18 protein-coding genes are annotated in these 21,158 nt (G+C 67.4%); 10 read left to right on the forward strand and 8 right to left on the reverse strand.

Annotated elements, in window-relative coordinates; all coding sequences use genetic code 11:
• Positions 1-133 precede the first annotated feature (133 nt).
• On the forward strand, positions 134-601 hold the full coding sequence (locus LXM88_RS33090; protein ID WP_262543664.1) for a DUF3617 domain-containing protein: 468 nt from the start codon (positions 134-136) through the stop codon (positions 599-601).
• Positions 602-607: 6 nt separating this feature from the next.
• On the opposite strand, the gene LXM88_RS33095 is transcribed toward LXM88_RS33090, so the two are convergent.
• Positions 608-766, reverse strand: a complete 159-nt coding sequence (locus LXM88_RS33095) for a hypothetical protein (RefSeq protein ID WP_262543665.1) — start codon at positions 764-766, stop codon at positions 608-610.
• 253 nt (positions 767-1,019) lie between these two features.
• Here LXM88_RS33095 and LXM88_RS33100 point away from each other — a divergent pair, with 253 nt between their 5' ends.
• Positions 1,020-2,906: a DUF3857 and transglutaminase domain-containing protein gene (locus tag LXM88_RS33100; RefSeq protein ID WP_262547049.1), complete on the forward strand. Its 1,887-nt coding sequence runs from the start codon at positions 1,020-1,022 to the stop codon at positions 2,904-2,906.
• A gap of 55 nt (positions 2,907-2,961) precedes the next feature.
• The gene (locus LXM88_RS33105) at positions 2,962-3,129 is read left to right on the forward strand and encodes a hypothetical protein (protein WP_262543666.1); all 168 of its coding nucleotides are present in this window, start codon (positions 2,962-2,964) and stop codon (positions 3,127-3,129) included.
• Positions 3,130-3,242: 113 nt separating this feature from the next.
• On the opposite strand, the gene LXM88_RS33110 is transcribed toward LXM88_RS33105, so the two are convergent.
• Positions 3,243-4,292 carry an AraC family transcriptional regulator gene (locus tag LXM88_RS33110; protein WP_262543667.1) on the reverse strand — a complete coding sequence of 350 codons (1,050 nt, stop codon included), beginning with the start codon at positions 4,290-4,292 and terminating at the stop codon, positions 3,243-3,245.
• 71 nt (positions 4,293-4,363) lie between these two features.
• On the opposite strand from LXM88_RS33110, the gene LXM88_RS33115 reads away from it, so the two are divergent.
• Positions 4,364-5,566: an MFS transporter gene (locus LXM88_RS33115; RefSeq protein ID WP_262543668.1), complete on the forward strand. Its 1,203-nt coding sequence runs from the start codon at positions 4,364-4,366 to the stop codon at positions 5,564-5,566.
• 50 nt (positions 5,567-5,616) lie between these two features.
• Here the strand turns inward: LXM88_RS33115 and LXM88_RS33120 are convergent, their stop codons facing one another.
• Positions 5,617-6,534: an aldo/keto reductase family oxidoreductase gene (locus tag LXM88_RS33120; protein ID WP_262543669.1), complete on the reverse strand. Its 918-nt coding sequence runs from the start codon at positions 6,532-6,534 to the stop codon at positions 5,617-5,619.
• A 104-nt stretch (positions 6,535-6,638) separates the two neighbouring features.
• Here LXM88_RS33120 and LXM88_RS33125 point away from each other — a divergent pair, with 104 nt between their 5' ends.
• Positions 6,639-7,538, forward strand: a complete 900-nt coding sequence (locus tag LXM88_RS33125) for a LysR family transcriptional regulator (protein ID WP_262543671.1) — start codon at positions 6,639-6,641, stop codon at positions 7,536-7,538.
• A 33-nt stretch (positions 7,539-7,571) separates the two neighbouring features.
• Here LXM88_RS33125 and LXM88_RS33130 read toward each other — a convergent pair whose 3' ends face one another.
• The 4 genes from LXM88_RS33130 to LXM88_RS33145 all read right to left on the reverse strand — a co-directional run bounded on the left by LXM88_RS33130 (position 7,572) and on the right by LXM88_RS33145 (position 10,966).
• A complete protein-coding gene (locus LXM88_RS33130) occupies positions 7,572-8,417 on the reverse strand; it encodes a helix-turn-helix domain-containing protein (protein ID WP_262543673.1) in 846 nt (281 codons plus the stop codon).
• 48 nt (positions 8,418-8,465) lie between these two features.
• The gene (locus tag LXM88_RS33135; RefSeq protein WP_262543674.1) at positions 8,466-9,023 is read right to left on the reverse strand and encodes a carboxymuconolactone decarboxylase family protein; all 558 of its coding nucleotides are present in this window, start codon (positions 9,021-9,023) and stop codon (positions 8,466-8,468) included.
• Positions 9,024-9,159: 136 nt separating this feature from the next.
• Complete coding sequence (locus LXM88_RS33140; RefSeq protein ID WP_262543675.1) at positions 9,160-9,921, reverse strand: isocitrate lyase/PEP mutase family protein; 762 nt, start codon at positions 9,919-9,921, stop codon at positions 9,160-9,162.
• Positions 9,908-10,966, reverse strand: a complete 1,059-nt coding sequence (locus LXM88_RS33145; protein WP_262543676.1) for a saccharopine dehydrogenase NADP-binding domain-containing protein — start codon at positions 10,964-10,966, stop codon at positions 9,908-9,910. The genes LXM88_RS33140 and LXM88_RS33145 overlap by 14 nt, the downstream gene beginning before the upstream one ends.
• 118 nt (positions 10,967-11,084) lie before the next feature.
• On the opposite strand from LXM88_RS33145, the gene LXM88_RS33150 reads away from it, so the two are divergent.
• Complete coding sequence (locus tag LXM88_RS33150) at positions 11,085-11,678, forward strand: TetR/AcrR family transcriptional regulator (RefSeq protein WP_262543677.1); 594 nt, start codon at positions 11,085-11,087, stop codon at positions 11,676-11,678.
• Positions 11,679-11,709: 31 nt separating this feature from the next.
• Here the strand turns inward: LXM88_RS33150 and LXM88_RS33155 are convergent, their stop codons facing one another.
• Positions 11,710-12,177, reverse strand: a complete 468-nt coding sequence (locus LXM88_RS33155; protein WP_262543678.1) for a MarR family winged helix-turn-helix transcriptional regulator — start codon at positions 12,175-12,177, stop codon at positions 11,710-11,712.
• A gap of 81 nt (positions 12,178-12,258) precedes the next feature.
• Here LXM88_RS33155 and LXM88_RS33160 point away from each other — a divergent pair, with 81 nt between their 5' ends.
• The 4 genes from LXM88_RS33160 to LXM88_RS33175 all read left to right on the forward strand — a co-directional run bounded on the left by LXM88_RS33160 (position 12,259) and on the right by LXM88_RS33175 (position 21,150).
• Positions 12,259-12,627 carry a hypothetical protein gene (locus LXM88_RS33160; protein WP_262543679.1) on the forward strand — a complete coding sequence of 123 codons (369 nt, stop codon included), beginning with the start codon at positions 12,259-12,261 and terminating at the stop codon, positions 12,625-12,627.
• Positions 12,628-12,728: 101 nt separating this feature from the next.
• Positions 12,729-13,346, forward strand: coding sequence for a glutathione S-transferase family protein (locus tag LXM88_RS33165; RefSeq protein ID WP_262543680.1), 618 nt, complete (start codon positions 12,729-12,731; stop codon positions 13,344-13,346).
• A 245-nt stretch (positions 13,347-13,591) separates the two neighbouring features.
• On the forward strand, positions 13,592-16,294 hold the full coding sequence (locus tag LXM88_RS33170; protein WP_262543681.1) for a type VI secretion system Vgr family protein: 2,703 nt from the start codon (positions 13,592-13,594) through the stop codon (positions 16,292-16,294).
• A 44-nt stretch (positions 16,295-16,338) separates the two neighbouring features.
• A complete protein-coding gene (locus tag LXM88_RS33175) occupies positions 16,339-21,150 on the forward strand; it encodes an RHS repeat-associated core domain-containing protein (protein ID WP_262543682.1) in 4,812 nt (1,603 codons plus the stop codon).
• Positions 21,151-21,158: the final 8 nt, after the last annotated feature.

A 21,158-nucleotide genomic window follows, 5' to 3' on the forward strand; every position in this document is an offset into this window, starting at 1 on the left:
GAAATCGATTTCATCGCGCCGGCTTCGCCGAAACGTTCAGTTGTCGAAAATTCCCGGAAAGGATTTGTTAAGATGCGCGCGGCCGCGATCTCGCCGCCATCGATCGAACAACAAATCCTTTCCGAGAGACTCCATGAAACACCTGGCCTCGATGCCCACCCGCTGCGCTGCACTCCTGTCGATTTCCGCCGCGCTCGCCGGCTTCGCCGTCTCTGCATTCGCACAGACCGTGTCGCCGGGCGTATGGCACGACGAAACCGCCTACACGCTGAACGGCAAGCCGTTGCCGCAGGGCGCCGACCCGATGCCTGACCAGTGCCTGACCGACGCGGACGCGAAGAACCTGCGCAAGACGATGGCCGCGCGCCTGCAGCGCGACAACGTCAACTGCACGATCACGAACTGGGATTACGCGGGCACGACGCTGAAGGTCGCGCTCGCCTGCGCGAACGAACAGGGGCGCGGCAACGGCACCGTGACGGGCGCCGTCACGCCGACGAGCTACGATCTGAAGGGGCAATTGCGCGGGCAGCATGCGCAAGCCGGCGCGTACACGCTCGCGTGGACGTGGCGCGGCAAGCGCGTGGGCGACTGCCGGTAGCAGCCGTCAGAGCTGGTGATGCCGATGCGGGCGGTGAGGCCGCCGCAGCGGCGGATGACGGAATTTGGCCCTCAGCCGGTCGCGCCCCGGACTCTTGACGAAGAACAGCACGGCGAGTGCGACGAACGCCAGCAGCACGACGACTTCCACGATCCCGTTTTCCATGGTGCCTCCCGGTCGCGGGCGGACGATCTTTTGCCGGCGTTCGGCGATCGAGCCGTATGCCGGCGGCCGCATGCGACGACGCTTTCATGTGTCATTGTAGGTCGGCGTGCACCGGCTTGACGCGTGCGTATGCGTCGCCCACACTGGCCGCACGAGTGTCGCGCGGTTGACCCTTTCCGCTGCGCAACCGCGCTTTCCGTGAACCGCGACGAGGTGCGATGTGGTGCGCTTTTCTGTCGGCCTGGCCGGCTGGATGCTGGCATGCGCTGCCGCGTTCGGCGCGTCGAACGCCGTTGGCGTGACGCCGGGCACGGGCCCGGCGGCGGGCGGTGCGAACGACGTTGCCGACGAAGCGCCCGTCACGCTCGTCAGCGATGTCCACGAATTCGTGATCCAGCATGACGGTTCGCTCGACGAGCACGACGATTCGACGCTGCGCGCGAACAACGCGAACGGCATCGACGCGGTCGCGCAGCGCTACGTGTGGTTCGACAAGAATCTCGAGCAGGTCGACCTGCTCGCGGCCGAGACGATCGACCGCGACGGGCTCGCGCATCCGGTCGGCGCGGACGGTATCCGCGACGTGCAGGAGCCGCGTTCGGCCGGCGCGCCGACGTTCCAGGACGGGCTGTTGCGCACCGTCGTGTTTCCTGGCGTCGAAGCCGGGTCGAGCACGCGCGTGGCGTTCCGCAAGACGCGCACGAAGCCCGTCAATCGCGGCTACTTCGGCTACACCGTCGAGCCGTCGCGCGAGCCGGTCGACAATCAGCGGCTGATCTTCGACGTGCCGGCCGACCTGCCGCTGTACGCGGACGCGCGCGGCTACGTCGCGCTGCCGCCGGTGACCGCGAACGGCCGCACGCGCTACGAATTCGACTACCGGCACGGCCCTTACGACCGCATCGAGAACGGCGCGGTCGGCTACCCGACCTACGGCGACCGGCTCGTCGTGTCGACGCTGCCCGACTACGCGGCGTTCGCCGCGCGCTACCGCAACGCGGCCGTCGACCCGAGCGTGAACGATCCCGCCGTTGTGCAGTTCGCGCGCACGCTCACCGCGGATGCCGCCGATCCGCGCGACAAGGCGCGCATCCTGTACGACTGGGTGCAGGCGAACGTGCGCTATGTCGGGTTGTTCCTGGGTGAAACGGCCGCCGCGCCGCATCGCGTGACGGACATCCTGCGCAACCGCTACGGCGACTGCAAGGACCATGTCGCACTGTTCGGCGCGCTGCTCGCGGCGGTCGGCATCCGCAGCGAACCGGTGCTGATCAATCTCGGTTCGGTGTACACGCTGCCGTCCGTGCCCGGCTACGGCGGCGGCGCGATCAATCACGCGATCACGTGGCTGCCCGATCTCGCGCTCTACGCGGATACGACGACGGCCGGCATCGCGTTCGGCTACCTGCCGCCGATCGTGATGGATCGCCCCGCGCTGCTGGTCGATACGGGCGTGCTGTCGCGCACGCCGGCCACGCAGCCGCGCGGCCGCATCGCACGGCTCTCGATCGATGCCGCGCAGCGCGGTGCCGCACGCTTTCATGCGTACATCGAGGACGACGGCTGGACGGCCGAACTCGAACGCAACCTGTTTCGCCGCGCGACGCACGACCGCATCGAGCTGCTCGCGACCGAGCGCCTGCGGCAAAGCGGCTTGCGCGGCCGCGCGCAACTGTCGACCAGCGATCGGCGCGTGACCGACGGGCCGTTCTTCGTGACGGTGTCGGGCACGCTCGATCATTTCGTGTGGCCCGACGGCACGACCGCGTTGCCCGCGCTGTCGAGCGTCACGGGCGGCATCGCGACGCAGGTCGAGAGCTGGCTGGCCGAACCCGTGCGCACGCAGCCGTGGGGCTGCATCGGCGGCACGTTCGACGAGACCGGCCAGATCGCGCTGCCGGCCGACGTCGTCGTGACCGACCTGCCGGCCGACGCAGCCGTGCACGACCGCTTCGTCGACTTCACGTCGCATTACGTGTTCGACGCGGCCGCGCGCGCGGTGCAGGTCACGCGGCGGATGAAGGCGGAATTCGGCCGGCAGGTATGCACGCCCGACGAATTCACGGCGCTGCGCGCGTCGCTCGAACGCATCGAACGCGATACGCAGGCGCAGATCGTCGTGCGGGCGAAAGGGCATTGAACGGGCAGGGCAATGAGCGCGTCGCCGTCTTAGGCCGACGCGCAGGAGCGACATCATGACGGAACGGGACTACGAGATCGCCGATCTCTCGAAGGATTTGCTGGGCCGGATCGTGCAGGGCACCATCGCGAACGGCGCGGCCGTGGATGCAGAGCAGTGCGCGGCGCTTGCCGTGCAGTGCGCGACGGCGCTGGTCGACAAGCTTGGGGAGCGCGGCGGCTGAACGCGCAAGGGCGTCACGCGCGGCGACGGTGGTTCGCGCGCCGTCGGCGAGCGAGCGGCTTCGAAGCAACGCGTAGCGGCCCCTGGTCAGCGTCGCGCGTCAAGCGTCAGGCATTACGCTTCGACGCGCACCTCGCCGTCCGCCCGCACCGCGCCCGGCGGCTTTCCGACCACGCGCTTGAACGCGCGGCTGAACGCGGCCAGCGAACCATAGCCGAGCCGGTACGCGACGGCTTCGATCGCCTCGTGGTCGCGCGCGATCCATTGCGCGGCGAGCCGCATCCGCAACTCGGTCAGGTAGCGCACGGGCGTCATTCCGGTCGCCGCGAGAAAGCGCTCGGCGAACACCGAGCGCGACACGCCCGCTGCGGCGGCCAGCTCCGCGACGCTCCAGTTGCGGCCCGGGTCGCGATGCAGCGCGACGATCGCGCGGCCGAGCTTCGGCTCGCGCAGCGCCTGCACCCAGCCCGTCGCGTCGCCGCATCCGCACTCCACCCAGCCGCGCACGATGAACGCCGCGACCACGTCCGCGAGCCGCGCGAGGATGCCCGCGAAACCCGCGCGCGCCGAACAGGATTCGCGCTCCATCGCGTCGAGCATCGGGCGGATTTCCGGGTAGCGCGCGAGCAGCGTGCCAACGTGCATGAACTCGGGCATCGCGCCGACCAGCGGCTGCATGCCGCCGAGATCGAGCTCCATGCATGCGCTGAAGATCAGCGCATCGCCGGCGCCCGGCTCCGTCGTCGCGCAGGCCGCGGGCGACGTGCCGGCCGACGCCACCGATGCGACCGTATCGCAGATCTTCGCGGCTTCGAAGCCGTGGATCTCGCGGCACGGCGCGTCCGGATCGGACACGAGCGCATGCATGCGCCCGTGCGGCAGCAGGATGGCGTCGCCGGCCTCGAGCCGCATCGTTTCGCCGGCTTCGTCGCGCAGCAGCACCGGCCCGCGCCCGACGAAATGGAACTGCGCGCGGCCCGGCGCGTGGCCGAAGCTCAGCCCGAACGGCCGCGCGACCTGGATGCGGCGGTACTGGACGCCGCTCAGGCGCATCCCCAGCAGCAGCTCGCTGACGAGGTCGTGCACGTCGGGGATGGGGGGAAGCAGGGGCTCGGACATGTCGAGATTCGGACGATAGATCAATAAGAGCGGATTGTATGTCATAGACCGTCCTGCCGCCGTTCCTTACGATACGCCGTCATCAGTATTTTCCCTATACGACAACGGACGGACGCATGAATCCCGGAATTTCCTCTGCCGCCTCGACGGCGGCCCCCCGCGAACCGGCCTGGGGCGCGGTATTCGCGATGGCGCTCGGCGTCTTCGGGCTCGTTACGGCCGAATTCCTGCCCGCGAGCCTGCTCACGCCGATGGCCGACAGCCTCGGCGTGACCGAAGGCGTGGCCGGGCAGGCCGTCACGGCCACCGCGACGGTTGCCCTCGTCACGAGCCTGCTGATCTCCGCGTTGACGCGCACGATCGACCGGCGGCGCGTGCTGCTCGCGTTCTCGGTGCTGCTCGTCGCATCGAACCTGGCGGTCGCGTTCGCGCCCAACCTGACGACGCTGCTGATCGGCCGCGTCGTGCTCGGCGTCGCGCTCGGCGGCTTCTGGACGATGGCGACGGCCACCGCGATGCGGCTCGTGCCGACGGCGATGGTGCCGCGCGCGCTGTCGATCATCTTCAGCGGCGTCGCGGTCGCGACGATCGCGTCCGCGCCGATGGGCAGCTATTTCGGCCACCTGATCGGCTGGCGCAACGTGTTCCTGATCGCGGCCGTGCTCGGCGGCATCGCGTTCGTGTCGCAGGTGATGACGCTGCCGTCGATGCCGCCGAGCGGCACGACGCGGCTGCGCACGCTGATCGACGTGCTGCGCCGGCCGACCGTCGGCCTCGGGATGTTCGCGACGATCCTCGTGTTCACCGGGCATTTCGCGTTCTTCACGTATCTGCGGCCGTTCCTCGAACAGGTCGCGGGCGTCGGCGTGAACGGGCTGTCGGCGATCCTGCTCGGCTACGGCATCGCCAACTTCGTCGGCACATCGCTCGCGGGGCGCGTGCTCGAACACCGGCTGCGGCCGATGCTGATCGCGATGCCCGCGCTGATGGTCGTGCTCGGCATCGCGCTCGTCGCGCTCGGCCGCGCGCCGATGCTCGACGCGGTGCTCGTCGCGTTGTGGGGGATGGCGTTCGGCGGCGTGCCCGTCGCATGGTCGACGTGGGTCACGCGCACCGTGCCCGACGAGGCCGAGAGCGCGGGCGGGCTGATCGTCGCGGCGATCCAGCTCGCGATCGCGACGGGTGCGGCGGCCGGCGGTGTCGTGTTCGACGCGAACGGCGCGGCCGGCGTGTTCGTCGGCGCGGCCGTCGTGCTGGCCGTCGCGGTCGCGACGATCGTGACCGGCGTGCCGAAGCGGGTCGGCGTGGTGGTGTCCTGATCGGCCGGGCGGGCCCGCGCTTCGCGGGCCCGCCGGCGGTCGTCCGTCAGTCAGGCGGCGCCGGCGCCTCCGATGCGGTCGAATTCCGCGAGCGCATCGTCCGGCAGATCGAGGTCGGCCGCCGCGAGATTCTCGCGCAGATGCGCAACCGACGACGTGCCGGGAATCAGCAGGATGTTCGGCGCACGGCGCAGCAGCCACGCAAGCGCGACCTGCATCGGCGTCGCGCCGACGCGTGCCGCCACGCCGGACAGCGTCGACGACTGCAGCGGCGAGAAGCCGCCGAGCGGAAAGTACGGCACGTACGCGATGCCGTCACGCGCCAGCGCGTCGATCAGCGCATCGTCGCTGCGATGCGCGATGTTGTAGTGGTTCTGCACGCAGACGATGTCGCAGATCTGCCGGCCTTGCGCGATCTGCGCGGGCGTGACGTTGCTCAGGCCGACGTGGCGCACGAGCCCGCGCCGCTGCAGTTCGGCAAGCGCGCTCAGCGGCGCTTCGATCGATCCTTCGGCCGGCCCGTGCGTGTCGAACATGATGCGCAGGTTGACGACGTCGAGCGCATCGAGTCCGAGATTGCGCAGGTTGACGACGTCGAGCGCATCGAGTCCGAGATTGCGCAGGTTGTCGTGCACGGCTCGTTCGAGTTCGTCGGACGCGAATGCGGGCAGCCACGATGCGTCGTCGCCGCGCCGCGCGCCGATCTTGGTGACGATCACGAGATCGTCGCGATACGGATGCAGGGCCTCGCGGATCAGCCGGTTGGTGACGTGCGGGCCGTAGAAGTCGCTCGTGTCGATATGGTCGACGCCGGACGCGACGGCTTCGCGCAACACGTTCAATGCGGCGTCGTGGTCCTTCGGCGGGCCGAATACACCGGGCCCCGCGAGCTGCATCGCGCCGTAGCCGATTCGTTTGACGTTGCGATCGCCGAGCCTGAAGGCGGCGGTATGCCGAATGTCGGACATGACTGTGCTCCTGTGAATCCGTGGATGAATGCGCCCAGCATAGGTATTGGCCGCCTGCGCGATAAGCCGTCATAATCCGCACGGGTTGTACGAAAAGGCGAACAATGCAAACCGATCTGGGCGATCTGAACGCGTTCATGGCCGTGGCGCGCGCCAGCGGCTTCCGCGACGCCGCGCGCATGACGGGCCTCAGCGCGTCGGGGCTGAGCGAGGCCGTGCGCCGACTGGAAGCGCGGCTGGGCGTGCGGCTGCTGCATCGCACGACGCGCAGTGTCGTACCCACCGAAGCCGGCGAACGGTTGCTCGTGCGTCTCGGGCCCGCGTTGACCGAAGTGGAGGCGGCGCTCGACGGGATCGGCGAATTCCGGGACAGACCGGCCGGCACGCTGAAGCTCAACGTGCCGCTCAGCGCGGCCCGGCTCGTGCTGCCCGCGATCGTGCCGCGCTTCCTCGATGCGTACCCGGAAATACGGCTGGAAGTGATCGCCGACGAAAGTTTCGTCGACGTGCTGGCGGCCGGATGCGATGCGGGCATCCGCTACGACGAACGGCTCGAACAGGACATGATCGCGGTGCCGATCGGCCCGCGCATCCAGCGGTTTGCGACCGCGGCCGCCCCCGGCTATCTCGACCGTCATGGCCGGCCGCGGCATCCGCGCGAATTGCTCGACCATCGTTGCCTGCGCGGGCGCTTCGCCAGCGGGGCGATGCCGCCGTGGGAGTTCGAGCGCGACGGCGAGGTCGTGCGGGTCGAACCGGCCGCCGGGCCGCTGCTGGTGCAGATCGGCGGCGCGTCGGACCTGCTGGTCGACGCGGCGATCGCTGGCACGGGCATCGTGCATCTCTTCGAAGAATGGCTGCGCCCGCATTTCGAAAGCGGCGCACTCGAACGCATACTCGAACCGTGGTGGCGGCCGTTTTCGGGGCCCTTTCTCTATTACCCGGGGCACCGTCTCGTGCCGCCGGCACTGCGCGCGTTCGTCGATTTCATCAAGGCATCCTGAACGCTGCGGGCGCGCGACGCGCAGGCCCGCTGCTCAGCGCACCGGTGCGTGTGCGTCGAGCAGCTGCCGGTGGCGCGCTTCGGTCGCGTCGTCGGCGGGAAACATGCACTCCATGCGCAGTTCCTGCGCAGCGGCGCTTTGCGGCGTGCCGACCGTCGTGATCAACGAGAAGTAACGCAGCACGACGCCTTCGTGCACGAAGCCAATCGGGATGACCGGCAGCGCGGGCGCGGCGGCCGGCACCGGCGGCGCTTTCCAGTCGCGCGGCGCATCGGGAAAGGCGAGCAGGTCGTCGAGCAATCGCTGCGTGTCGACGTCGATTACGCGGCCGACCGATTCGCGATACACGCGCTGCAGCAGGCTGCGCGACACGCTGTCCCAGTCGGCCAGAAACGGCCGCATGCCGTGCGGATCGAACATCAGGCGCAGCAGGTTGCGCGGGCCTTCGCGCGCCGCCATGTCGATGAAGCAGCCGAAAAAGCGCGGCGCCGCATCGTTGGTCATCAGCACGTTCCAGTGGCGGTCCATCACGATCGCCGGAAACGGATCGTGCTGGCGCACGACGCGCTCGAGCGCGCGGATCACGCCGTGCATCTCGTGCGCGTCCCACGGTGCTTCCGAATACATCGGCGCATAGCCGGCCGCGAGCAGCAGCGCGTTGCGCTCGCGCAGCGGCACGTCGAGCGTCTGCGCGAGCGTCAGCAGCGTGTCGCGGCCCGGCACGCTGCGCCCGCTTTCGATGAAACTGATCTGGCGCTGCGAGATGCCCGCGTCGAGCGACAGGTCGAGCTGGCTCACGCCGCGCACGTCGCGCCAGTAGCGCAACAGCTGCCCCAGTTCGCGTGGCGGCGCGTTCGGATCGCGACGGCTGGCGTTCATCGGCTGGTCCTGATCGTTTCGTGATCGACGCGAACGACTATATCGGACTCACGCGGCGTTCGCATGCCACGCGAACGCGTCGAACGGCGCTTCGAGCTTGGGGTGCGTGACGCTCGCGACGTAGTTCGTGATCGTCGATGCGGCGACGACCGCAATCACTTCGAGCAACTGTTCGGCGCTGAATCCGGCTTCGAGAAAGGATTGCCGGTCGGCGTCGGCGATGCGGCCACGGGTTTCGATCAGCGTGCGCGCGATGGCCGACAGCGCGGCCAGTTTCGCGTCGCCGGGCAGGCCGCCGCGACGAATCGCGTCGACGTCCGCGTGGAGCACCCCCTGTTTCAGCGCAAGCGCGGTATGGAATGCAACCGGCCATTCGCTCGCGTTCGTGACCGCGTTGGTGAGCAGCAGCGTCTGGATTTGCGGCTCCGTGAGGCTGCTGGCGTGCACGCGTTCGAACAGGCCGATGAAACCGTTGATCAGCACCGGCGATGCGGCCATCGCCGCCGCGATGTTCGGGATCAGGCCGAACGCTTGCTGAAGCTGGCGAAGGACGGGCTTCGATTCGGCAGGCGCCGAATCGATCGTATGAAGCGGATAGGCGGACATGATGTCTCCCGGGCGACGAGCGCCGCCGGAATGGCGGCGCGACACCCGAAGCGTAGGGACGGTCGTGTCGCGCGCCAATTACATCGCATGTAATCGTTCGACGCGCGCCGCGACGCCCGGCGGTCCCGCGAATCCGTTAGCCGCCTTGCTTGATCATCGCCGCCAGCGTTTTCATCGCCTGCAGATACGGATACGGCCCGTGGCTGATGCGTGCCACGCCGTAGTCGGCGAGTTCGGCGAGCGTCGGCGTGTCCGCGACGCGCATCACGTTCACCGGCAGCGGCGACGCGGCCGTCAGCGCGCGAATGAGCGCAGGCGAGCGCAGGCCCGGCACGAACAGGCCGTCGGCGCCGGCCGCCGCATATGCGCGTGCGCGGGCCAGCGTGGCGTCGAGCAGGCGTTCGTCGTGCGTATCGGCCGGCGCCGTGAAGAACACGTCGGTGCGCGCATTGATGAAGTAGTCGGCGCCCGCGCGATCGGCCGCCTGCCGTGCCGCCGCGAGACGGGCCGCCGCTTCGTCGACGTCGCGCAATTCGCCCGTCGCCGGAAAACTGTCTTCGAGGTTGCAGCCGACCGCACCGGCCTCGATGCTGAGCGCGATCGTCTCGGCGACATCCTCGGGCCGCTCGCCGTACCCGCTTTCGAGATCGACGGTGACGGGCAGGTCCGTGGCGCGCGCGATCCGCTCGAGCACTTCCATCACGAACGCGCGCGGCATCTGCTCGCCGTCGACGAATCCGTTCGCCGCTGCCACCGACCAGCTTCCGGTCGCCAGCGCGACCGCGCCCGCGTCGGCTGCAGTGCGCGCGCTGCCGGCGTCCCACACGTTGAACAGCGCCAGCGGCTGGCCCGCGCGGTGAAGCGATCGGAAATACGCGCCTTTCTCATTGCTGCTCATGCTTGTCTCTCCTTGTGAAAACCGGATCGGTTGTCGTGCCGAACGATACTGCCACCGTATCGAGCGCCGCGAGGAAATCGCGCGCATCGAACAATTCGCCGAGGCTGCGCACGCCGCCTGAAACGACGACCTTGCCGGTCATCAGGCGCACGGCCGCCTCGACGATGATCGGCGCGCTGACCGCGTAGATGTCGCGTCCCGATGCGGTGACGCGATGCGTCGTGCCGCCCTGCACGACGATCGCGTCCATCGCGAACTGCTGCGCCGAGCGGCCCAGTGCATCGGTCGGTTCGGGCGGCGGCGTGGCGGCATCGCGCACGTCGCGCAGCGCGAGCGTCGCGAGCCACGATTCGATCGTATCGATGCGCAGATGACGCGACAGTGTCATCACTTCCGAAAACGGCAGCAGCGTCACGTCGGCGCTGCCGATCGGCGCCGGGAACGGCCACACGCGTTCGCGCGCCGCCGACGGCACCGGCGTCGGCTTGCCGTCCTTCTGGACGAGCCGCACCGCGCGATTGCGTTCGCCCGTCACGCGCGTGCCGCGCGTCGGGTGCCAGCTATCGAGGCCGGTTGCGATATCGACGCGGTCGACCGGCAGGCGCGGGTCGACGACGGCGGTGACGAGCAGGTCGGCCAGGCCGCCGTAGAACGCCGCGGCGGGAACGACGGTCACGTCTGCGGCGCGCGCACGGGCATCGGCGTGTTCGGCCAGCGCCAGCACCGACGGCTGTTCGGCCGTCAGGTCGAGATAGGGGATGCCGGCCCGCAGCGCCGCATCGGCCAGCGGCAGCGCGGTATCGAGGTACGGACCCGCGCAGTTGATCACGGCATCCGCGCCGCGCAACGCGGCGTCGAGCGCGGCCGGATCGCCGATCGCGGCGACGCGCGAACGCGCAGCGTCGCTTGTGCCGCTTTCCGCGAGCCGCGCGGCATCGCGGCCGATGCGGATCGCGCCCACGCCGCGCCGGGCCAGTTCGGCGACGACGAACCGCCCGGTGTGACCCGTGGCGCCATAGACTGCAACCGTCTTTCGATCGTCCATGATCAACTCCGCTACAGAACGGTCTGTTTTATAGTACAGACCTGTAGCGTCGTCAACCTCGCGGTGCTATGATCGGTCCACTGTTGCGGTACGGGCGGCCCTGGGCGGCCGAGCTGGGATGAAAAAGGGAACGGATACACACGGGAGCGTGCCCGACACGCGCGAACGCATTCTGCAAACGGCCAGCGAGCTGTTCTACCGGGAAGGCACGCGCGCGGTCGGCGTGGATCTGATCGTCGCGCAGGCGGGCGTCGCGAAGACCAGCCTCTATCGTCACTTCACGACGAAGGACGACCTGATCGAGGCGTTCCTGCTGCGCGAGGACGCGGACTTCTGGGCGCATTGGGATGCGGTGGCGCAGCAGTACAAGCGCACGCCGCGCGAGGAGCTCGACGCGCAGCTTCAATGGATCGGCGAGCGCATTGCGCGCCCCGGCTATCGCGGCTGCCCGCAGATCAACATCGCCGCCGAATATGCGGACGACAACCATCCGGCCCGCAAGGTCGCCGTCGCGCACAAGCAGGAACTGCGGCGCCGGCTGACGGAACTGGCGAGCGCGATGCGGATCGACGAGCCGGAAACCTTCGCGCTGCGGCTCGCGACCGTCATCGACGGTGCGCTGAGCAGCGGGCGTGCGCTGCACGAGCACGGGCCCGTGCATTTCCTGCAGGAATTCGCACAACTGCTGCTGCCGAAGAAGGCCAGGAAGTAACGCGGCACGCGGCCGCGATCCGGGCGCCGGTTCAGCCGCGCGTAGCCGGCTCCTCCGACAGCGTGCGCAACTGGCCGCGCAACAGATCGACTTCCCCTGGCGCGAATGGCCGTTCGATGTCGGCATGCGTCTGCTGCCACAGCGGAAACGCTTCGGCCAGCAGGTCGTGGCCGGCGGGCGTCAGTTCGAGCAGACGGCTGCGCCCGTCGTCCGGATCCTGCGCGATCGTGACGAGCCCGCGCCGCTCGAGCGGCTTGAGCGCGGCGGTCAGCGTGGTGCGGTCCATCGCGAGCAGCGACGCGACCGATTTCATCGGGGCCGGATGCGGCCGGTTCAGCGACATCAGCAGCGAAAACTGCCCGTTGGTGAGATCCAGCGGACGCAGCACATCGTCGAAGATGCGCGCAAGATTGCGCGCCGCGCGCTGCATGTGCAGGCACAGGCAGCAATCGCGCACCATCAGCGTCGTTTCGAAAGGGAGCTTTTCTTTTCGTGCCATGTTGCAATTGTGTTGATATCAACCTATCTTGTCAAGGTCGAGGCGCGGCAGCCCGCCGCGCCCGTCACCGGAGGAGAAAGCATGAGTGCTCAACAGCAGTTGTATCTCGCCGTATTCCTCGGCAGCAAGGACAGCCCGCAGATGAAGGCGTGGGTGGCGCTTTCGGACCAGGAGCGGCGCGCGAAGGAAGAGGCGGGCATTGCCGCATGGAAGGCGTGGGTCGAACGCCATCGCGACGCGGTCGTCGAGCTGGGCGGGCCGCTCGGCAAGACCAAGACCGTCGACGCAGGCGGCGTGAAGGACACGGCCAACGCGATGGGCGCGTTTTCGGTCGTGCGTGCTGCTTCGCACGACGCGGCGGCCGCGATGTTCGAAGGCCATCCGCATTTCACGATTTTCCCGGGCGAGCAGATCGACGTGATGCCGGTGCTGCCGATTCCCGGCGCGTGAACGATGCGGTCGCCGCGTGTCGTGTGTCGCGTGTTGCGTTGCGTCGATGCGCGGTGGCCGGCATGCGGAAATTTTCCCGACATTCTGGATGGAGACTGGCGATGAAGCTTTACGGATTTGCCGGCACCCGCTCGCAACGCGCGCTGTGGGGGCTGAAGGAACTGGATGCGGATTTCGAATTCGTGTCGGTCAACCTGCTCGCGGGCGAACACAAGCGGCCCGAATTCCTGCGCATCAATCCGGCCGGCAAGGTGCCGGTGCTGGTGGACGGCGACCGCGTGATTCCCGAGTCGGCCGCGATCGTGCTGTATCTCGCGGACAAGTACCCGGAGAAGGCGTTGCTGCCGGTCGATCCGGCGCTGCGCGCGCAGGCGTATCGGTGGGTCATGTTCGCGGTGACGGAGCTTGAGCAGCCGCTGTGGCGGATCACGCGGCACACGTTCCTTTATCCGCCGGAGAAGCGCTCGCCGGCCGACATCGAACTGGCGCGCGAGGATTTCGCGACGATGGCCGCGATCCTCGACAAGCATCTCGAAGGGCGCGAGTTCATCGTCGGCGACACGCTGACGGTGGCCGATTGCGTGACGGCCTACCTGATCGACTGGGCCGGCGAATGCAACCTGATCGAACCGTTCCCGCAACTGCGGGCGTATCTCGACCGGCTGTATGCGCGGCCGAAGGCGCCGCAGCGGATTGCGGAGGCGCGCAAGGCGGCGTGAAACGGTGGTCGGTCAGGCCAAATGGCGTGATCGACCACGAACATTGTTTCAAACCGTTGCCGTTCGCTGGACGCGAATGCAGCCATCCGTTATCCCTTCAGCTTCCGAGAAAAAGCGACGGTTGCTGAGGGAAAAGCATGGTCCAGGAACGAGGAATACAAGGTGCGTTCGCGCAGTGGATAACCGGTCGTCAGACGTATTTCCTGGAGGTGCCGGGCGCGCCTCGGGCACAGGATCTGTCGATCATGTCGTTCGTGCTCGATGAGCAATTCGGCGAGCCCTACAGAATCGAACTCACGCTGACGAGCGCCGATTCGCTCGCGCGCACCGACTATCTCAATCGCCCAGCGACCTTCACAATCGAGCCGGCGGGAATCGGCGGCGGCGCCGATGCCGTCCGCACCTTCGCCGGCTGTATCACGGCATTCGGACAGATACGCAAGACGCGCGATTTCGTGTCGTATCGCATCGTTGTCGAACCGTTCGTCGCGCGCCTGCGTTTGACCGAGGCGTCGCGCATCTATCAGCAACAGTCCGTACCGGAGATCGTCGAGTCGATCCTGAGGCGGCACGAATTCCGCTCCCACCAGTTTTCGTTCAAGTTGCGGCGCGCCTATCCGCGTCTCGCCTTCCGCATGCAATACCGGATGTCCGACTGGGACTACGTCCGCCTGCTGATGGAGCAGGCGGGCCTGTTCTGCTTCTTCCGCGCGGGACAGCATGGCGACGAACTGCATTTCGGCGATGACGTCGATGCCTATACGTATCGTCCGGATGTCGTTATTCCGTACCGCGAGGCGAGCGGTCTCGAAACGAGCCACGAGGCCGTGCTGTCGCTCGAGTCGCTGAGCGAAACCATTCCACAGTCGGTCAGGGTCGCCGATTACAACCCCGAAAAGGCTTACGACCGCTTCAATGCCGAAGCGAATATCGCTCGCGACGATCCGACCACGTGGGGGCGGCGTTACGTGTTCGGCACGCATCATCTGGACGGCGACGAAGCCCGATGCGAAGCGCAGTTGCGCCACGAGGCCGCGGTTGCGTGGCAGGTCGTGTATTCCGGGCGGAGTTCGGTGGTGGATTTCGCGCCGGGGCTCGTCGCGAAGCTCGACGAGCGGCCGGCCGATGCGCCGCACGGGATCGTCATCGTTTCCGTGCGTCACGCAGGCGGACGCGATGCGTCGTACATCAACACGTTCAAGGCGATTCCGTGCGGCCGGCCGTTCCGCCTGAAGTTCGACGAGCGACGGTGGCCGACGATTGCAGGCACGCTGTCGGCGCGCGTCACGACGCCCGATGCATCGCCGTATGCGCATCTGACGAGCGGCGGCCACTACACGGTGCGATTCGATTTCGATTTCGACACCTGGCCGGCCGGCGGCGAATGCGTGCCGCTTCGGCTCGCCAAGCCGTTCGCGGGCAGCAATCAGACGGGTTTTCACTTTCCGCTGCTGGCCGATACCGAGGTGGCCATTGCATTTGCCGGCGGGAATCCGAACCGGCCGTATATCGCGCATGCGCATCACGACAGTCAGGCGGTCGACCTGGTGACGAGCCGGGACGGCTTCAATACACGCAATGTGATCCGCACGCGAGCGAACAACAAGCTTCGTTTCGAGGACCGGAAGGGACGAGAAAGCATCAAGCTGTCGACGGATTATGGCGGCAAGACACAGGTCAATCTCGGGCATCTCGTCGACAACCGGAAGGAGACGCGCGGCGAAGGGTTCGAGGTCCGAACCGACGAGCGTGGTGTCGTGCGTGCCGGCAAGGGGCTGTTCCTGACGGCCGATGCCCAGTCGAATGCACGCGGAAAGGCCTTCGACATGACGGCGGCCCGCCAGCAGCTCGACGCGGCCCGGTCACGCATGCGCAGTCTGACCGATGCGGTCGAGAAGGCCCGGGCGACGGTGGCCGCGTGCGACGCGCAGCAGGCGTTGCTCGAATCGCGGATCAAGGATCTCGAAGCGGCGGTGCTGCTCGCATCCGCGCCGCACGGCGTTGCGATCGCCAGTGGCGAGCACCTGCAACTGGCGGCCGGCGGACATCTCTTCACGACAACGGGCGGCAATGCGGATGCGGCGATCGGCGGCAACTACACGGTCGCGGCCGGAAACGCGGTGTCGATGTATGCGAACGCGCAGGGAATGAAGCTGTATGCGGGCGCGGGCAAGGTCGACGTGCAGGCGCAAGCGGATGCGCTCGAACTTACGGCGCTGAAGGGCGTGACGATCGCGAGCACGTCGGACACCGTGACGCTGAATGCGCAGAAGGCGCTGACGCTGATGTGCGGCGGGGCCTATATCAAGCTCGAGGGCGGGCTCGTCGAGATCGGCAGCGCGGGCGAGATCCAGTTGAACGGGCCGCTGAGCGTCGGGCCGTCCGCGACGCGACGACAGGCGCTGCCGCTGATGCCCGAACAGGAGCAAACCGGCATGCAGCTTTGGCATGCGTATCCGAATGGCGAGCCGGTCAGGAACGCGCCGTATCGCGTGACGTTTCCGGACGGGTCGTGGCGCGACGGGCGGCTGGATGCCAATGGCCGGGGCACGGTGACGAATGTGCCGCGCGGCGGCGGCACGGTCGAGTATCGCGAGGAAGACCACGATCTTCAGGATGCTGCGCGCAAATGGGGCGACCCGAACGGGGTGCCGGAATTTTCGGCAGCGAGTGGCGATGCCGGTCAGGCGGTGCCCAGTCTCGTCGGGGCGGCGATGGCGGCGGCAATACCGGAAGCCGGAAAAGTCGTGCAGGCGCTGCAGTCCGCGGTTTCCGTCCAGGCGGCGTCGGGCATCGCGGCAAGTGGCGCGCAAGGCGATGTCGCCGAGCGCGCTCGATCCGCACTCGACATGGTCGGCCAGCCGGTTGCGAATGCCACCGCCAATCGCGCCACTGCAGCGAAACCGGATGTTGCGCCCGGCCTCGTCAAAACCACCGTGTCGCGCTGATTCGCGCGTCGCGTCCGCTTCCCGTTCGAAACAGATAACAACTTATGACCGGAACTGCAGCTCCTTCCACTCCTCAGCGCCGGATTCCTCAGGCGCTCCAGCAAAACGCCGAAGCGCGGCGTGTCATCGTCAGTCCGGTTCCCGCGCCGGGCACATCGCCGAAGCTGGTTACCGCCGGCACCGAATCGGTCAGGAACCACGGCCTCGAGATCTTCGTGCAGTGCCTGTACATGGTGCCGTTCGTCGGCAACGCGATGTCGCTGCACGACGTCGGTATCGACATTTACCGGATCTGCAGCGAGCCGGGTGGCACGAAGAAGGTACTCAATTGGGGAATCCTCGCGATCGACGCGATCGGAGTCGTGCCGGCGGCGGGTAACGCCACGCGCCCGGCGCGCGCGGTCGTCAAGGAAGTGCTGCTCGCGTTCGCGAAGGGGGCCGGCGCGGCGGTGCTGGTCGACCTGTTCTGGGCGACGGCCGGCGGCGACGTGCTCGCGTTCATGGCCGAACTCGATACGCATCTCCGGAAGTGGAAGGACAGCATCGTTCAAGGCGTGCGCGATGCGTCGCGCACGGTGCGGCGCTTCGTGCTCGATCCCGTGTCGACTGCCGAACAGATGGGGCGGGTCAGGAAGAACACGGGCTTCCTGTCATGGGTGCCGTCGTCGGAGGAGATCGCGCTGATCGGCATCGACCAGTTGCTCAAGGTGTCGGGGCAGCGCGATGCGATCGTCGCGTGGCTGGACGAGTTCGATCGCAACACGGGACCGATGCTGGACCGCGCGTTCGGCAACGTGGAGGAAGCCGGCAGCCTGCTGTTCATGGCCGCGCAGATCACTGCGGAGATCACGGCCCGCAAGGCGCGCAAGATGCCGTCGCATGTGGCGCAGGCCGCACCGGGCACGATGCGCGAGCCGCACCGGAAGCCGGGCGAGCACCGCGATTCGACGCAGAAGGGCGCTGAGCCGAGTCTGCTGCCGGCAAAGGACGGCTGCGGGTGTCCGAAGACGGGCAGCAACAAGCCAGTCAACTATGCGATGGGCGACGAGAACCTCGAGCAGACGGACTTCGTGCTCGATGGCGTCGTGCCGATCGTGTGGACCCGACGTTACCGGTCGAGCCTCGCGGGTTACGACGCGAGCCCGCTCGGGGCGCGCTGGAGCAGTGCATATCACCTGTCGTTGCAAGAGCGGGACGGCCTGCTGACGTTCTTCGATCCGGATAGCCGCGCGGTGCCGCTGCCGCCGGTCGGCATCGGGGAATCGGTCGACGTGCCGACCGAACAGTTCACCGTAACGCGTCCGGATGGACGGCATGTTCTGCTGGCGTACCCCGACGGCTCGCACGAACGCTACGAACTGCACGGTACGGCGACGCATGCCCGCTATCGTCTCATCTCCCGTACCAACCGCGACGGTCTCGGCCTGCGCTTCCTCTACAACGCAGCCGGCGAGCTCATTACGATCGGCGACGGCGCGGGGAACGCGATCCGCATCGATTACGTCGATGGCCGCGTCTCGGCGATCTACCGCGATGGCGTGGCGGGTCTCGCCAACGAGGCCCTGGCGCGCTACACGTACCACGTCGCAGGCGACCTGACCGGGCACACCGACATGCTCGGATTCCGGCGTACGTATGCGTACGAGCAGCACCTGCTCACGCGCTATACGGATTTCAACGGTCATCCCGCGAACCTCGCGTGGGACTGGCCGGGTCGGCGCGAAGGCGTGCCTGCGCCGGCCGACGCGCGATGCGTGCGCACGTGGTACGGCAACGAAGGCCAGCCTGTCGAGGACGACACGACCTTCGAGTACCACCGTGAACACTGGTACACGAAGGTCACCGATGCGGATGGCAATGCGACGATCCACCGCTACGATTACCACAACCGGATCGTGCTGGTCGAACACGCGGACGGCTCGACCGAATCGTACGAATGGGACGAACAGAACCGTCTGGTCGGTTCGAAGAACGCGCTGGGCCACACGCAACGCTTTGCGTATGACGCTCACGGGCGTCTCACGGCCGAGACGGACGCGCTCGGCAACACCACGCGCATCGACTACGACGAGAACGGTCTGCCCGTCGTCGTCACGACCCCGGACGGCCGCGCCACGCAAACGGCCTACGACCCGCTCGGCCGGCCGGTCTCGACGACGGATGCGGCCGGGCGCATGACCCGCTATGCATGGGGCGTCCAGGGCGAGTTGCTGTCGCTGACCGATCCGAAGGGCGGCGTGAAACGCTTCCGCCATGACCACGCGGGACGACTGGCCGAGGCGACCGACTGCTCCGGCCACGCGACGAGCTACGGCTACGACGAGCGTGGCCACCTGTCGCGTGTCACCGACGCCGAAGGCCACGTCACGCTTTACCGCTGCGACGCGCGCGGCCAGATCGCCGGCATCACGCATCCGGACGGGATCGAGGAGCACTTCACGTGGGACGGCGAAGGCAACTTGCGGACCTACCGCGACGGGGCGGGCCAGGTCACCGAATACATGTTCAACGCACGTCGACAACCGACCTGGCGCAAGGATGCGGCGGGCCGGGAACTGGCGTATGCATACGATCGGCAGTGGCGGCTGCAGCGGCTGACCAACGAGAACGGGGACCAAACGCGGTTTACCTACGACCGGCTGGGGCGGCTCGTCGAACAGACGGATTTCGACGGCAGCACGACCCGTTATGCGTGGGACGGCGCGGGGCAACTGACTGGCTCACAGCAAGGCGACATCGCGACGACCTACACGCGTGACCCGCTCGGGCGGCTGACGCGGCGCGAGACGAAGGGTGCGGGCGGTCGCGGCCAGGTGACCGATCGCTTTTACTACGACGCCCGCGGCCGGCTGACGACTGCGCACGGGCGCGGCAGCCTCGTACGGCTGCACTACGACGCCGCCGACAACCTGATCGCCGAGGAACAGACGATCCGCCCGGATATCCGCGGCGAGTACACGTCGGTCACCCGGCACGAATACGACGCGCTCGGCAACCGGATTCGCACGCAACTGCCGAACACGCGCACGATCGACTGGCTGCGCTATGGGTCGGGTCACCTGCATGGCGTGCTGCTGGACGGCCAGCCGCTCGTGGACTTCGAGCGCGACAAGTTGCATCGCGAGACCGTGCGGCGGCATCGCCGCTTCGAACAGACGCGCGAATACGATCCGGCCGGTCGGCTCAAACGGATGATCGTGCGTCGCGATGCGAACGCGCGGCCGTCCGACTGGATCGCCGGACGTGAACTCCGGTACGACGCGGCGGGGCAGCTCACGCGCATCGAGGATCGTACGCGCGGGGCGACGGACTACACATACGATCCGACGGGGCGCTTGCTGAAGGCGACGACGCCGGACCTGAAGGAAGTGTTCGCGTTCGATCCGGCGGGCAATCCGGTGGATCCGGAGAAGATCCCGCCGCGCCCGAGCGAGGAAACGCTCGAGGCGCTGACGGCGCGGGTGCCGCGCGTCATCGCGGAGGATCGCGCGTGGTCGGAAGCGCACCCGGGCGAGCGGATGACGCCGGCGCAGCTCGAGCGGCGCAAGCGGTTGTCGGACGAACTGGGGGCGCTGATCAACTGGACGCGGGCGCTGCCGAAGTGCGTGGGGAACGTGCTGACGGAACTGAATCGCACGCGCTACACGCATGACGCACACGGGAACCTGGTACGGAAGGTGGAGCGGGTCGGGGCGACGTGGCTGTACAAATACGACGCGGCGCACCGGCTCGAACGGGCCGATCGTTATGCGAAGCCGCCGGCGGCAGATGAGATCGATCGGATCGAGACGAAGCAGGGTGGCGTGGTTTTTGTTTCGGGGACAGTGCGGCCGGAGTTGCGCGTGAGCTTCGCGTATGACGCGTTCGGCCGTCGGACGCTGAAGGACGTGGGGCAGCGGGACGGAAGCATCGACCGGACGGTGTTCACGTGGGACGGCGATGTGCTGCTGCTGGAGGAGCGATTCCATATCCCGCCGCAGCAGCCGGGCGAGCGTGAGCCGGTGATGCATCGTCCGACGATTGTGGTGCGGGAGGATCCGGCCGATGAGTATTCGTTGCCGGTGGCGCAGCGGATGCATACGTTCGGGGAGCGGCCTCAGTGGCGAGGGGCGTCGATCTACCTGCATGAACCGGGGACGTTCGTGCCGCTGGCGCGGCTGGACGAGACGCTGGTGGAGGCGGCATTCATTGCGACAGGCACGGACGGGCGGTTCGTGCAGGTGCCGGCGAAGACACGGCATGCGACGCTGTTTTACCAGAACGATCATCTGGGGACGCCGCAGGAACTGGTGGATGACGCGGGGAAGGTGGTATGGCTGGGGCGGTATCGGGCGTGGGGCGGGGAGAAGACGGTCTGGCGGGAGACGCCGGAGCGGAATGAGGCGACGAACCCGATTCGGTTTCCGGGGCAGTATCACGATGAAGAGACGGGGCTGCATTACAACCGGTATCGGTACTACGATCCGAATAGCGGGCGGTTCGTCAGCAAGGATCCGATTGGGTTGGCGGGTGGGATCAACGTCTTCATATATGCGCCAGACCCAACAGCCTGGATCGATCCGCTTGGTTTAATGGGCTACAGAGTCGCGACGCGAACTGCTGAGCGAGTCGAATTAGGGCGAGATCTTACTGATAAGCAAGCGATTGCTCGTGTTCAGAAAGGTGGTGACGTGCACGCTGACAATCGTAGTGAAGCTATAAGTCTGGGTAAACGGTGTGCGTGTGGAAAATTGATGAAGCATGACGCTCATCCTGATAGGGTTACTGGTAGTACGGAAGGCAGGTTGCCACATGTTCATCCAAATAATCACGAAGAGGTGGTTGGGGATGCGCATATTTTCTATCCAAAAAAATAGAGGGATGC

Source organism: Burkholderia sp. S-53, assembly GCF_025560745.1.
Taxonomy (GTDB): Bacteria; Pseudomonadota; Gammaproteobacteria; order Burkholderiales; family Burkholderiaceae; genus Burkholderia; species Burkholderia pyrrocinia.

Coding starts and splice junctions, on each gene's coding strand:
- LXM88_RS33090 (WP_262543664.1), top strand. CDS start 134: ATGAAACACCTGGCCTCGATGCCCACCCGCTGCGCTGCACTCCTGTCG.
- LXM88_RS33095 (WP_262543665.1), bottom strand. CDS start 766: ATGGAAAACGGGATCGTGGAAGTCGTCGTGCTGCTGGCGTTCGTCGCA.
- LXM88_RS33100 (WP_262547049.1), top strand. CDS start 1,020: ATGCTGGCATGCGCTGCCGCGTTCGGCGCGTCGAACGCCGTTGGCGTG.
- LXM88_RS33105 (WP_262543666.1), top strand. CDS start 2,962: ATGACGGAACGGGACTACGAGATCGCCGATCTCTCGAAGGATTTGCTG.
- LXM88_RS33110 (WP_262543667.1), bottom strand. CDS start 4,292: ATGACATACAATCCGCTCTTATTGATCTATCGTCCGAATCTCGACATG.
- LXM88_RS33115 (WP_262543668.1), top strand. CDS start 4,364: ATGAATCCCGGAATTTCCTCTGCCGCCTCGACGGCGGCCCCCCGCGAA.
- LXM88_RS33120 (WP_262543669.1), bottom strand. CDS start 6,534: ATGTCCGACATTCGGCATACCGCCGCCTTCAGGCTCGGCGATCGCAAC.
- LXM88_RS33125 (WP_262543671.1), top strand. CDS start 6,639: ATGCAAACCGATCTGGGCGATCTGAACGCGTTCATGGCCGTGGCGCGC.
- LXM88_RS33130 (WP_262543673.1), bottom strand. CDS start 8,417: ATGAACGCCAGCCGTCGCGATCCGAACGCGCCGCCACGCGAACTGGGG.
- LXM88_RS33135 (WP_262543674.1), bottom strand. CDS start 9,023: ATGTCCGCCTATCCGCTTCATACGATCGATTCGGCGCCTGCCGAATCG.
- LXM88_RS33140 (WP_262543675.1), bottom strand. CDS start 9,921: ATGAGCAGCAATGAGAAAGGCGCGTATTTCCGATCGCTTCACCGCGCG.
- LXM88_RS33145 (WP_262543676.1), bottom strand. CDS start 10,966: ATGGACGATCGAAAGACGGTTGCAGTCTATGGCGCCACGGGTCACACC.
- LXM88_RS33150 (WP_262543677.1), top strand. CDS start 11,085: ATGAAAAAGGGAACGGATACACACGGGAGCGTGCCCGACACGCGCGAA.
- LXM88_RS33155 (WP_262543678.1), bottom strand. CDS start 12,177: ATGGCACGAAAAGAAAAGCTCCCTTTCGAAACGACGCTGATGGTGCGC.
- LXM88_RS33160 (WP_262543679.1), top strand. CDS start 12,259: ATGAGTGCTCAACAGCAGTTGTATCTCGCCGTATTCCTCGGCAGCAAG.
- LXM88_RS33165 (WP_262543680.1), top strand. CDS start 12,729: ATGAAGCTTTACGGATTTGCCGGCACCCGCTCGCAACGCGCGCTGTGG.
- LXM88_RS33170 (WP_262543681.1), top strand. CDS start 13,592: ATGTCGTTCGTGCTCGATGAGCAATTCGGCGAGCCCTACAGAATCGAA.
- LXM88_RS33175 (WP_262543682.1), top strand. CDS start 16,339: ATGACCGGAACTGCAGCTCCTTCCACTCCTCAGCGCCGGATTCCTCAG.